The organism is Citrobacter sp. 50677481 (assembly GCF_001463265.1).
Classification (GTDB): domain Bacteria; phylum Pseudomonadota; class Gammaproteobacteria; order Enterobacterales; family Enterobacteriaceae; genus Citrobacter_A; species Citrobacter_A sedlakii.
Genome location: NZ_LNHZ01000051.1, coordinates 122,110 through 134,909, shown reverse-complemented (window position 1 = coordinate 134,909; position 12,800 = coordinate 122,110). Strand labels below are relative to the sequence as shown.

At 56.6% G+C, this 12,800-nt stretch carries 12 protein-coding genes; 4 read left to right on the top strand and 8 right to left on the bottom strand.

What is annotated here, in order from left to right:
* Nucleotides 1-110 precede the first annotated feature (110 nt).
* The gene (locus APU02_RS13225) at nt 111-821 is read left to right on the top strand and encodes a DUF3053 domain-containing protein (protein WP_042286824.1); all 711 of its coding nucleotides are present in this window, start codon (nt 111-113) and stop codon (nt 819-821) included.
* 89 nt (nt 822-910) lie between these two features.
* On the opposite strand, the gene ghrB is transcribed toward APU02_RS13225, so the two are convergent.
* The 6 genes from ghrB to APU02_RS13195 all read right to left on the bottom strand — a co-directional run bounded on the left by ghrB (nt 911) and on the right by APU02_RS13195 (nt 6,852).
* Complete coding sequence (gene ghrB, locus APU02_RS13220) at nt 911-1,885, bottom strand: glyoxylate/hydroxypyruvate reductase GhrB (RefSeq protein WP_060570233.1); 975 nt, start codon at nt 1,883-1,885, stop codon at nt 911-913.
* A gap of 22 nt (nt 1,886-1,907) precedes the next feature.
* A complete protein-coding gene (locus tag APU02_RS13215; RefSeq protein ID WP_042286817.1) occupies nt 1,908-3,188 on the bottom strand; it encodes an MFS transporter in 1,281 nt (426 codons plus the stop codon).
* A 67-nt stretch (nt 3,189-3,255) separates the two neighbouring features.
* Nucleotides 3,256-4,194: a sugar kinase gene (locus APU02_RS13210; protein WP_060570232.1), complete on the bottom strand. Its 939-nt coding sequence runs from the start codon at nt 4,192-4,194 to the stop codon at nt 3,256-3,258.
* Between the two features lie 3 nt (nt 4,195-4,197).
* The gene (locus APU02_RS13205) at nt 4,198-4,947 is read right to left on the bottom strand and encodes a sugar phosphate isomerase/epimerase (protein ID WP_060570231.1); all 750 of its coding nucleotides are present in this window, start codon (nt 4,945-4,947) and stop codon (nt 4,198-4,200) included.
* A gap of 100 nt (nt 4,948-5,047) precedes the next feature.
* A complete protein-coding gene (locus APU02_RS13200; RefSeq protein WP_060570230.1) occupies nt 5,048-6,064 on the bottom strand; it encodes a LacI family DNA-binding transcriptional regulator in 1,017 nt (338 codons plus the stop codon).
* 125 nt (nt 6,065-6,189) lie between these two features.
* Nucleotides 6,190-6,852, bottom strand: a complete 663-nt coding sequence (locus tag APU02_RS13195) for an OmpA family lipoprotein (protein ID WP_060570229.1) — start codon at nt 6,850-6,852, stop codon at nt 6,190-6,192.
* Between the two features lie 152 nt (nt 6,853-7,004).
* On the opposite strand from APU02_RS13195, the gene APU02_RS13190 reads away from it, so the two are divergent.
* Nucleotides 7,005-9,329, top strand: a complete 2,325-nt coding sequence (locus APU02_RS13190) for a molybdopterin guanine dinucleotide-containing S/N-oxide reductase (protein WP_239692865.1) — start codon at nt 7,005-7,007, stop codon at nt 9,327-9,329.
* Here the strand turns inward: APU02_RS13190 and APU02_RS13185 are convergent.
* Together APU02_RS13185 and tag are read right to left on the bottom strand one after the other, a co-directional pair.
* The gene (locus APU02_RS13185) at nt 9,298-9,738 is read right to left on the bottom strand and encodes an N-acetyltransferase (RefSeq protein ID WP_060570228.1); all 441 of its coding nucleotides are present in this window, start codon (nt 9,736-9,738) and stop codon (nt 9,298-9,300) included. The genes APU02_RS13190 and APU02_RS13185 overlap by 32 nt on opposite strands.
* A complete protein-coding gene (gene tag, locus APU02_RS13180; protein ID WP_042286797.1) occupies nt 9,719-10,297 on the bottom strand; it encodes a DNA-3-methyladenine glycosylase I in 579 nt (192 codons plus the stop codon). Before tag ends, APU02_RS13185 begins: the two co-directional genes overlap by 20 nt.
* Before the next feature lie 157 nt (nt 10,298-10,454).
* Between tag and APU02_RS13175 the strand changes: the two genes are divergently transcribed.
* The gene (locus APU02_RS13175) at nt 10,455-11,156 is read left to right on the top strand and encodes an autotransporter domain-containing protein (RefSeq protein WP_042286794.1); all 702 of its coding nucleotides are present in this window, start codon (nt 10,455-10,457) and stop codon (nt 11,154-11,156) included.
* Between the two features lie 230 nt (nt 11,157-11,386).
* Nucleotides 11,387-12,589: an MFS transporter gene (locus APU02_RS13165; protein WP_060570227.1), complete on the top strand. Its 1,203-nt coding sequence runs from the start codon at nt 11,387-11,389 to the stop codon at nt 12,587-12,589.
* The last annotated feature ends 211 nt before the right edge of the window (nt 12,590-12,800 follow it).

The window sequence follows — 12,800 nt, the reverse complement described above, 5'->3', positions numbered from 1 at the left end:
CCACAAGATTATGCAGAAGGGGTATCCTGCGAAGCTGACCTGGACTATCCTTGTGAGCGTCAGGCACGCGTATTGCGTTGTGCGCATTTTTGGGTGAAAGGAGTATAAAAATGGCGACAGGTAAGTCCTGCTCTCGCTGGTTTGCGCCTCTTGCGGCGTTATTAATGGTAGTTAGCCTGAGTGGGTGTTTTGATAAAGAAGGCGATCAGCGTAAAGCGTTTATCGATTTTCTGCAGAATACGGTGATGCGTAGCGGTGAACGCTTACCGACACTGACTGCCGATCAGAAAAAAACATTCGGTCCGTTTGTATCTGATTACGCGATTTTGTACGGCTATTCGCAGCAGGTGAATCAGGCGATGGACGCCGGTCTGCGCCCGGTCGTTGATAGCGTAAACGCCATCCGTGTGCCGCAGGATTATGTCACGCAACGCGGGCCTCTGCGCGACTTAAACGGTTCGTTGGGCGTATTGGGCCAACAGCTACAGAACGCGAAGCTGCAGGCCGATGCGGCGCATGGCGCGCTGAAACAGGCCGACGATCTGAAGCCGGTGTTCGATCAGGCGTATAAAAAAGTGGTAACTACTCCAGCCGAGGCGTTACAGCCGCTGATCCCGGCCGCGCAAATCTTTACCCAGCAACTGGTGCAGGTGGGCGATTTTATCGCGCAGCAGGACACCCAGGTGAGCTTCGTGGCGAATGGTATTCAGTTCCCGACTTCGCAGCAGGCAAGCCAGTACAATACGTTGATTGGACCGCTGGCTTCGCAGCACCAGGCTTTTAACCAGGCCTGGAGTGCGGCGGTGAATGCCGTTCAGTAACCGTTAAAAGCCCGAGGGCGAAGTGGCCAGTCGGGCCAGTTCACGCCCCTGCCAGACGAGGCGACGCCGCCCTCCGGCAGGGGTATCCATTACCCCGCCACCTGCGGATTCACGCAGTTCTTCCTGACCTTTCCTTGCAGTGCGTCAAGCAAATTATCCACCGCGCAGGCCGCCATGTTGTAGCGGGTTTCATGCGTTGCCGAGCCGATATGCGGTACCGCCACGACGTTGTGCATTGACAGCAATGGAGAGTCAACCGGCAGCGGCTCCTGTTCAAACACATCCAGACCGGCGGCCTGAATTTCACCGTTTTGCAGGGCGGTCACCAGCGCCTTTTCGTCGACCACCGGACCGCGCCCGGCATTAATGAAAATAGCCGAACGCTTCATATGGGCGAACTGTTCCGCGCCAAACAGATGATGCGTTTCGTCGGTCAGCGGCAGGATCAGACAGACAAAATCTGCTTCCTGCACTAGCGTATCAAGATCGCAGTAACGCGCGTTGAAACGTTCTTCCGCTTCGGGATGGCGGCGGCGGGCGTTGTAAAGAACCGGCATACTGAAGCCAAAATGCGCACGTTGCGCCAGCGCGAGACCAATACGTCCCATACCGACGATCCCCAGCGTTTTATGGTGTACATCAGTGCCAAACCAGTCAGGGCCAATACTTTTGGTCCATTGGCCCGCTTTAACGCGTTCGGCGACGTCCACCACCCGGCGGGCGGTCGCCAGCACCAGCGCCATGATCGTGTCGGCCACGGTCTCCGTCAGTACGGTCGGCGTGTGCATCAGCAGCACGTTACGCGCGTTCAGCGCCTCCACGTCAAAATTGTCGTAACCAACGGAAATGGTTGAGGCGGCACGCAACCTCGGCATCTTCTCCAGCAGCGCGCTGTCGACGGTTTGACTGGAGCCGAGCAGACCTTCCGCGTTGGCAAACGCCTGGGCGTACTGTTCAACCGTCTCCGGGCGCAGGTTCGGCACCTGGGTAACGGTGACATGTTCTTCCAGGCGGTGCAGTAAATCGTCGGGTAACGCTTTATAGAGAATAATGGACGGTTTCATACGACTCTCCATGAATGTGATTTTACGCGTGGCGTGCGCCAGTCGGTAACTGCTGATTATTCGCGGGTCTGACAATCAGAGTTAGCCATACGGAGGCGAAAAGCGCCACCCCCATAAAAATGTACGAGGCGGACGGGCTGCCGGTGACGCCGTTCAGGTAGCCGACGAACCATGAGCCTAAGAACGAACCCAGCGCGCCCATACTGTTGATGAGCGCCATCGCGCCGCCAGCGACGTTACGCGGTAGCATTTCGGGAATGATGGCGAAGAAAGGCCCGTACGGGGCATACATCGCCGCCCCGGCAATCACCAGCAGGATGTACGAGGCCCAGAAATTATTCGCGCCGACCGCCCATGAGCCGATGAAGGCAAAAGCGGCAATCAACAGCAGCGGCCAGACGAACAGTTTGCGGTTCTGCAATTTATCCGATGCCCAGGAGGCCAGAATCATCGCGACCGTTGCTGCCAGGTACGGCACGGAGGAAAGCCAACCGACTTCGACCATGCCGAGGTTCGCGCCACCGTCGCGAATAATGGAAGGCAGCCACAGCACGAAGCCGTACACGCCGATGCTCCAGGTAAAATATTGCAGGCACAGCAGGATAACGTTACGGGAGCGAAACGCCTCGCCGTAGTTACGGACGGCCTTGATGCCCTGTTGCTCCTGTTCGAGTTGGGTTTGCAGCGCTGTTTTTTCCGCATCGGACAGCCAGCCGACCTGCGCCGGTTTGTCGCGAACCAGCGCCCACCAGCAGAATGCCCACAGAATGGCGGGAACGCCTTCGATGATAAACATCTCGCGCCAGCCGAGCGCCTGGATCAGATAGCCAGAGACCACCGACATCCACAACACAGTCACCGGATTGCCGAGGATCAGGAACGTGTTGGCGCGGGAACGCTCCGAACGAGTAAACCAGTTGCTGATGTAAATCAGCATGGCGGGCATAACTGCGGCTTCGACCACGCCAAGGATAAAGCGGATCGCGGCCAGCGCGGGAATATTGCTGACCACGCCGGTCAACGACGCGCAGCCGCCCCATAAGATCAGACAGACGAAGATCAGCTTGCGCACGCTGCGGCGCTCGGCGTACACCGCGCCGGGGATCTGGAAGAAAAAATAGCCCAGGAAGAACAGCGCGCCGAGCAGCGATGAGATCCCTTTGGTAATCCCGAGATCCTCGTTAATGCCCGCTGCGGAAGCGAAGCTGAAGTTTGCGCGGTCAAGATACGCCAGGCTGTACGTGATAAACACGATTGGCATGATGTACCACCAGCGTTTTGCTGCATTTGTTGAGCTTGCCATAGTCAACCTCTGTTGTTTATGCCGCCGCTGTCTGTAGGGTACAGGGGGCCGTTATCATGACGTGACGTTATTCGCCTAACGTTTCACGTGTGGGTAAACCTTCGCTGTCGCCCTGTACCTGAATCGCGAGCGCGCCAATTTTATTGCCGCGGGCGACTGCCTGAGCCAGCGTGCGGCCTTCCAGCAGGGCGCTGATAACACCGACGGCGAAACCATCTCCGGCGCCGACGGTGTCCACAACGTTGTCCACCTTGACCGGCGCAACGCTGCCTTTTTCACCGTCGTGGGTTTTATACCAGGCGCCGTCTGCGCCCGTTTTCAGCACCACGGCCTTCACGCCGTGACGCAGGTAGAAATCCGCAATCCCTTCCGGCGTCTGCTGGCCGGTTAATATCATTCCTTCCTTCAAGCCCGGCAGCACCCAGTCGGCCTGAAAGGCGAGACGGTTGAGCTTCTCGACCATTTCTTCTTCGCTTTTCCACAACGTTGGGCGCAGGTTGGGATCGAAAGATATACGCTTTCCCTGAGCCTTAAAGGTGCGTGCGGTATGCGCCAGTAATTCATATGAACTGCTGGACAGCGCCGCCGCCACGCCGCTCAGGTGCAAATGACGGGCGCGGGAGAAGTATTCTGCGTCAAAGTCTTCCAGTGAAAGATGGCTGGCCGCAGAGCCTTTACGAAAATACTCCACAATGGGATCGGTTCCATTTTCAACTTTCGATTTCAGCTGAAAGCCCGTAGCGTAACCGTTGTCAACGGTCACGCCCTGCGCGTCAATCCCCTCTTTTTGCAGGGTATTGAGCACAAAGCGCCCGAAACTGTCGTTTCCTACCCGGCTTACCCAGCCGACCTTCAGGCCGAGCCTGGCCAGTCCGGTCGCCACGTTAAGTTCGGCGCCGGCAACGCGCTTGATAAAGCGATCGACGTCCGCCAGATCCCCGGTTTCTGTCGCGACAAACATCGCCATCGCTTCGCCAAGGGTGATGACATCCAGTGCATTTTTCATGGGTTACTCCTTGCGTAAAACGTCGACGTAGCGGCGGGTGACGGCGGTCAGATCGGCCCCTTCCAGCGGAAACTCGATACCGCGCGGTACGTGTGCAGGCAGCGCTGAGAGAAGCGCCAGCCAGCGCGGGTCGGCCCGATCCGGCGGGATAGCGCGGTAGCTGTCGTGGTGCCGTGTCGCTGCCTTAACGTGGACGTATCCAACAGAGGACGCCAGTGCATTGGCGGCCTCTTCCGGCGAGTCGCCTACCCACAACCAGTTGCCCATATCAAACGTCAACTGTACCGCAAGCGCCTGCTGCTGGCAGGCGGCGTTAAAGCGCCGCATTGATTCAAGACGACCGCAGGCGGTCTGGTCGTTTTCCACCACCAGCGCCATGCCGCTGCTTGTGAGCCAGTCGCGTAGCGTGTCAAACGAATCAGTATGCTGAAAATGGCCGAGTGAAACTTTCAGCCATAGCGCACGCAGCGTTTGCGCTTCCTGAAGCAGCGCGGGTAACTGCGGGTTGAGGCTGGCGTCGGTGACGAACAGCGGTTGCGGCACGGAGTAGCAGGCCTGCAGCCCGACGCTTTCGATGGCTGAGGCCAGCGCCGGCAGGGCGTTCAGTTCCGCGTCGGTAAACATCTCGCGGCGTATCTCAACGCCGTCGGCGCCTGCGTTGGCGATCACCGGCAGCATCGCGATTTGTCCGCCCGCATCGCGTACGGTGTCATAACCATACGCGGCGGTGACCACCATAATTTTTCTCTGCATGAGGACCCCCGATCTTGCGTGCTTTTTATTACGCTAGATGGAACCGGTTCCAAAGAAAAGTGTAGTGTGTCGAAATTATGATCGCCATCACGAAGGGAGATTAACGGGCGGTAGAACCGCGGACGATCAGCTCGCCGGAAAAAACCTGCTCATGGATAGCCTCGCTGCCGCCTTCTATGCGGCGGACTACCTGCTCTACCGCGGCGTAGCCAATCTGCCAGGTGGGTTGTTTTAACGTGGTGATGCCAACACCCGCCAGCTCTGCCCATTCCAGCTCGTCAAAGCCCAGCAGGCCGATGTCGCTGCCCCAGTTGAGGCCAATGCGCTTCAGCGAACGGGCGACCTGCAACGTCAGCGCGCCGTTAGCCGAAATAACCGCCTTACGCATGCCACGGTGCTGCTGGTGAAATTGACGCAAGGTGTTATCTAACTGCGCGTTTTCCGCCAGCGGGACTTCGGCGTTCTCTGCGACCACGCCAGGGTAGCGCGCCAGCGTGGCGCGAAAAGCGTTGAGGCGTTCGCGGCGGGTATTGACGGTCCCCAACGGCTCGCTAAGAAACAGTAGCGCCTCAAAGCCTTGCTCGAGCAAATGCTCAGTGGCGGTGGTTGCGGCCTGCGTGTTATCCAGTCCCACCACGTCGCAGGCGAAGTCAGGAATTTTCCGGTCGATCAGCACCATTGGCAGCGCGGATTGTTGCAGACGGTTTAAGCCATCCTCGCGCATACCGACAGCGTTCACCACAATCCCTTCGACCTGATAGCTGCGCAGGAGATCAAGGTAGTGCAACTCCTGATCCACTTCGTTGTTGGTGTTACAGACCAGTGGGGTAAAACCCTTCTCGCGGCAGGCGGCTTCTATACCGCTGAGCACGTTAACGGAGTAAGGGTTGGTGATATCGGCGATAATCAGGCCGATGAGACGGGTGCGGCCTCGCTTCAGGCTACGCGCCATCAGGCTTGGGCGATAGTCGAGATCAGCAATGGCTTTTTCAATGCGCGCCAGCAATGCCTCTGAAAGCAGATGCTTTTCGCCGTTCAGATAGCGTGAAATACTGGTTTTACCGGTTTTTGCCGCTTTCGCCACGTCGCTGATGGTGGGGCGCCCTGATTTGCTCATCGCTGATTTCCTTACTTTAGATGAGCATACCTTAGCGCGAAAATACCCGGTGGCGCTACGCCTGGCGGGTAGGGGAATCGATTTTCCGGGCCGGAAGGCGTTCAGGCCGCCATCCGGCACAAGAATTACTGAATAGGGCTTAAGGTGATTTCGACGCGGCGGTTCTGGGCTTTGCCTTCTGCGGTGCTGTTGCTGGCGATCGGGTTCGCCGGACCCATACCGCTGGTGCGGATACGGTTAGCGTCTACGCCCTGAGCGATCAGCGAGCTGGCGACGCTATCAGCACGCTGTTGCGACAGACGCATATTCAGCTCGTGGCCGCCTGTGCTGTCGGTATAGCCAATGACGTTGACGGCGGTTTTCGGGTATTCCTTCAGTACCATCGCGACACCCGTTAGCGTGTTCGCTCCCGCTGGCTTCAGCGTGGCGCTGCTGCTGTCAAAGGTGACGTTGTTCGGCATATTCAGAATGATGTTGTCGCCGCTGCGCGTGACGCTTACGCCGGTTCCCTTCATTTTTTCACGCAGCTTCGCTTCCTGCACGTCCATGTAATAACCCACGCCGCCGCCCAGCGCCGCGCCGGCTGCTGCGCCTATCAGCGCGCCTTTGCCGCGATCTTTCTTCGAGGATGACAGCGCCCCAATACCCGCGCCAACCAGCGAGCCAATCCCGGCGCCGACGCCGGATTTACCCGCTTCGCGTTCACCGGTGTAGGGGTTGGTTGTGCAGCCAGATACCGCCAGCGCGCCGCTCACGATAGCGGCAATGACTAAAACACGTTTCTTCATCTTAATTCCTTAATGTCTTTCTTATTTTTACCACGGCAAGCGTGGCGGTAGATTATGACGTGTGAAGTTGAAGAAAATTCCAGGGATCTCTCTGAAATTTGTAAGTAACATTGAACAGAGAAATACATCTACCCCTCTTCAGGAGCGCCATTTTGCCAACGCACAAACCGGTGTTAACCGCGGCCCACTGGGGGCCTGTCCTCGTGGAAACAGACGGAGAGACCGTCATTTCTTCCCGCGGCGCGCTGCCCACGGAGCATCCCAATTCGCTGCAAAGCGCAGTTCGCGATCAAGTGCATAGCAAATCCCGGGTGCGTTATCCCATGGTGCGTAAAGGTTTTCTTGCCTCGCCGGAAAGGCCACAGGGCGTGCGGGGACAGGATGAATTTGTGCGGGTGAGCTGGGACGACGCCCTGGCGCTTATCCATAAGCAGCACAAACGTATTCGCGATACCTATGGCCCGTCCTCTATTTTTGCCGGTTCCTACGGCTGGCGCTCCAACGGCGTGCTGCACAAAGCCGCCACGCTGTTGCAGCGTTATATGGCGTTGGCAGGGGGCTACACCGGGCATCTGGGGGATTATTCCACCGGCGCGGCGCAGGCCATCATGCCGTATGTGGTAGGCGGCAGCGAGGTTTATCAGCAGCAGACCAGTTGGCCCGTTGTGCTGGAACACAGCGATGTGGTTGTACTCTGGAGCGCCAATCCCCTGAATACGCTAAAAATTGCCTGGAACGCTTCGGATGAAAAGGGAATCGCTTACTTTGATGCGCTGCGGCGCAGCGGCAAACGGGTGATCTGCATTGATCCTATGCGATCGGAAACCGTCGATTTTTTTGGCGATAACATGGAATGGATCGCGCCGCACATGGGCACTGACGTGGCGCTAATGCTCGGTATTGCCCACACGCTGGTGGAAAACGGCTGGCATGATCAGACATTTCTGGCGCGCTACACCACGGGCTACTCACTATTTGCTGAGTACCTCACTGGACAGCGCGACGGCATAGCCAAAACCGCTGAGTGGGCGGCCGACATTTGCGGCATTCCGGCAGAAAAAATCCGCGAACTGGCGGCGATTTTTCACAATAATACCACTATGCTGATGGCCGGTTGGGGAATGCAGCGTCAGCAGTTCGGCGAGCAAAAGCACTGGATGATTGTCACTCTTGCGGCAATGCTTGGGCAAATCGGTACCCCGGGGGGCGGTTTTGGTCTCTCTTATCACTTCGCCAACGGTGGAAATCCGACGCGCCGCTCCGCCGTGCTGGCCTCAATGCAGGGGAGCTTGCCTGGCGGCACTGATGCGGTGGATAAAATCCCGGTTGCGCGCATTGTCGACGCGCTGGAAAACCCCGGCGCGTCTTATCAGCATAACGGCATGGATCGTCACTTTCCGGATATCCGTTTCGTCTGGTGGGCGGGTGGCGCCAACTTTACCCATCATCAGGACACCAACCGACTGATTCGTGCCTGGCAGAAGCCGGAGCTGGTGGTGATTTCCGAATGCTTCTGGACCGCAGCCGCTAAACACGCCGACATTGTACTGCCCGCCACCACCTCCTTTGAGCGCAACGATCTCACCATGACTGGCGATTACAGCAATCAACATCTGGTGCCGATGAAACAAGTTGTGCCGCCGCAGTATGAGGCGCGCAATGATTTTGACGTGTTTGCCGAACTGAGCGAGCGCTGGGAGCGAGGCGGCGGACAACGTTTTACCGAAGGGAAAAGCGAACGGGAATGGCTGGAGACATTCTACAACATCGCTGCCCAGCGTGGGGCCAGCCAGCAGGTAACATTGCCGCCGTTTGCGACTTTCTGGGAAGCCAACCAGCTGATAGAAATGCCGGAAAACCCGGACAACGCGCGGTTTGTGCGTTTTGCTGATTTCCGTCGTGACCCGGCTGCGCATCCGTTAAAAACCGACAGCGGTAAAATCGAAATCTATTCCCGGCGCATTGCCGGTTATGGCTATGCGGATTGTCCCGGGCACCCGATGTGGCTGACGCCGGACGAGTGGCACGGCAATGCGCAGAAAGGCCAGCTTCAGGTGCTGTCGGCGCATCCGGCCCATCGTCTGCACAGCCAGCTTAATTACAGCGAACTGCGTGAACGCTATGCGGTGGCAGATCGTGAACCGGTTACAATTCATCCCGACGACGCGCTGGCGCGCGGCATCCGTGACGGCGATACGGTGCGGGTGTGGAATGATCGCGGGCAGATTCTCGCAGGGGCCGTGGTGAGCGCTGGCATTAAGCCGGGCGTGATCTGCATTCACGAAGGAGCATGGCCGGATCTGGATCCTGCCGCCGGAGGCATCTGCAAAAACGGCGCGGTGAACGTGCTGACCAAAGATTTGCCCAGTTCCCGACTGGGCAATGGCTGCGCGGGGAACACCGCGCTGGCGTGGCTGGAGAAATATTGCGGCCCCGCGCTGACGCTTACGGCGTTTGATCCGCCTGCCAGCTCATAATCCAGGTGGGATGCTGGGTATCCTCTTGCCATGCGCTGTCTTCAATACGAAAGCCCATCGCATGGTAGAAGTTCACCGCGTTCTGGTTTTTTTGATACACCTCAAGACTCAACTGCGTAAAGCGCTGTTGCACATACCGCACAAGTGCTTTGCCGATCCCACTGCGCAGTGCGTCAGGCGTGACAAACAGCGCGCCTAAAAAACGATCTTCCAGAACGCTAACGAACCCTTTCAGAACGTCGTTATCCTCCCACACCCAGGTTCTGGCGGCGGGCAGATACACGTCGCGCACGATCGTTTCGCTCTCGCGCCAGTAGTGTTCAGGAATAAACGGATGGGCAAAGATCGTGCTTTCCAGCCACAGCGCCAGAATCGCCGTCCTGTCGGCGCTACGGGATTCGCGAATCATATTTTTCTCCCGGGTGGCAAAAACAGCCGGTGATATGGTCATTGACCAGTCCGCACGCCTGCATAAAGGAATAGCAAATGGTCGTACCGACGAACTTGAAGCCCCGTTTTTTCAACGCTTTTGACAGCGCGTCGGAGGCGGGCGTAGAGGTTGGGATCTCGCTCAGCGTGGCGGCCTGCGTCACTTGTGGTTGATGGTCGACAAATGACCAGACGAACTGCGCAAATGGTTCGCCGTTTTGCTCCATCGCAAGCCAGGCGCGGGCATTGCCAATGATGGCCTGAATTTTTCCGCGATGACGGATGATGCCCGGGTCGAGCAGCAGCCGTTCGACATCCTCTTCCTGCATCGCCGCCACGCGAACGGGATCGAACTGGTGGAAATTGGCGCGATAGTTCTCGCGTTTTTTCAGCACCGTAATCCACGACAGGCCGGCCTGCTGGCCTTCAAGGCAGATCATTTCAAACAGTTTTTTACCGTCGGTTTCGGGGACGCCCCATTCTTTGTCATGGTAGGCAATATAAAGCGGGTCCTGGCTGACCCAGCCGCATCGTTCCATACTTTCCCTCGCTCTCTGAATTGCCTTAAAAATTTCATTCTGCGCGCCTTGACGCGTCTGCGAAAAAGACAATATTTAATACAGGGCTTTTAGCCTGTCATCCTTCTCTCAATGACAATAATATCGCCGATTTCGGCTCTCCTCTGGAGTCGCATTGATGATGACAAAAAAAGACGGTGGTCGCCGGGAAATCGTTCTGCTGGCGAGCGTGGTGGCCTGTTCGCTATACATCAATACCGCCAGTGCGTGGCAACAAGAATATATCGCCGAAGCGCCATCCGGACATACGACTGAACGCTATACCTGGGACAGCGATCACCAACCGCGTTATGACGACATCCTGGCGGAACGGATCAAATCCTCGCAAAACGTGCCGGGCTTGAGCGTTAACTTTGCGGATGCGTCGCCCCATGAGGCGACCAGTGGCATGAGCATGGGCTGGAATTTCCCGGTTTCAGAGACGGTGATGACCGGGCCGGTCGCCGCGCTCCATTACGACGGTACTACTACATCGATATATAACGAATTTGGCGACAGCGTGATGAATTTATCCGCCGATCCGTTATGGCATGCCAGCGTGAGTACGCTGGGCTGGCGGGTGAATTCGCAATTTGGCGAGATCAGACCGTGGGCGCAGGTCAGCTATAACCAGCAATATGGCGATAGCATCTGGAAAGCGCAGTCCGGGCTAAGCCGCATGGCGGCTACCTCACAAGACAACAGCTGGCTGGACGTGACCGTGGGGGCGGATATGCTGCTTAATCCGCACATGGCCGCTTACGCAGCGCTCACTCAGGCGGAAAATACGCCCAACACCACCGATTACCTCTATACGATGGGGGTCAGCGCCAGATTTTAACCTTGAATTTACAACTACACCTTAGACATAACATGGTATGTGATGATAGTGGGTACTAACTTACAATATAAAAATCAGCTTGCTGAATATATGTCTCGTCATTCATTCCAGATTCCAGGCATTTCATTCCGTTCTGACGGCACTTCATGCCGTTTTTTCCCCGCATAAAATGCATTTCGTTATGGTTGTCAGCAGTGAATTTCCCCTTTTGTTTATGCAGGAATACTGCCATGAAAACTTCAACGTATCAGCGCACCCGTTGGTTGACCCTTATCGGCACCATTATTACGCAGTTTGCCCTGGGTTCTGTTTACACCTGGAGCCTGTTTAACGGCGTACTGTCCGAAAAACTGGATGAACCCGTCAGCCAGGTCGCCTTCTCTTTTGGCCTGCTAAGTCTGGGGCTGGCGATTTCATCTTCCGTTGCCGGAAAGTTACAGGAACGATTTGGCGTTAAACGGGTGACGATGGCGTCAGGCATTTTGCTTGGGCTGGGCTTCTTCCTGACCGCACATTCTTCGAATCTGATGATGCTGTGGCTGAGCGCTGGGGTGCTGGTAGGACTGGCGGATGGCGCAGGTTACCTGTTAACCCTGTCCAACTGTGTGAAGTGGTTCCCGGAGCGCAAGGGGCTGATCTCCGCTTTCGCCATTGGCTCCTATGGTCTGGGCAGCCTGGGTTTTAAATTCATCGACAGTCAACTGCTGGCGACCGTCGGTCTGGAAAAAACCTTCGTAATTTGGGGCGCGATTGTGCTGGTAATGATTGTCTTTGGCGCCACGCTGATGAAAGATGCGCCGAACCAGGAGGTCAAAACCAGGAATGGCGTTGTGGAAAATGATTACACGCTGGCGCAATCGATGCGTAAACCGCAGTACTGGATGCTGGCGGTCATGTTCCTGACGGCGTGTATGAGCGGTTTGTACGTGATCGGCGTGGCGAAAGATATTGCGCAGGGCCTGGCGCATATGGACGTCGCGTCTGCGGCCAATGCGGTGACGGTTATTTCTATCGCAAACCTGTCTGGTCGTCTGGTGCTGGGGATCCTGTCGGACAAAATTGCCCGCATTCGCGTTATTACGATTGGCCAGGTGGTGTCGCTGGTGGGGATGGCCGCTCTGCTGTTTGCGCCGCTGAACGCGATGACCTTCTTTGCCGCTATTGCCTGCGTCGCCTTTAACTTTGGCGGCACCATCACTGTCTTCCCGTCGCTGGTGAGCGAATTCTTCGGCCTGAATAATCTGGCGAAAAACTATGGCGTGATTTACCTCGGCTTTGGCATCGGCAGCATCTGCGGTTCGATCATCGCCTCGCTGTTCGGTGGCTTCTACGTCACCTTCTGCGTGATTTTCGCCCTGCTGATTCTCTCGCTGGCGCTGTCTACCACCATTCGCCAACCAAAACGCGATGTGATGAATATGGCGCATGCCTGAATAAAATAAACAATGACAGGACCAGCCGCGTGGCTGGTCTTTTTGTTATTAGCAGTCGCGTGAAAAATCCGTTTTCAAACTTGAATATTTGTAAAAATCTGCTTCGATCACATTATCTGCTGCCACTTTTTCCCTTCCTTGTGGTCTACTTAGCCGCGCGTGTAGATCTTTCCTGTCTGACTACCTTCGCAATTTGTCCTGCCCGGCTGGG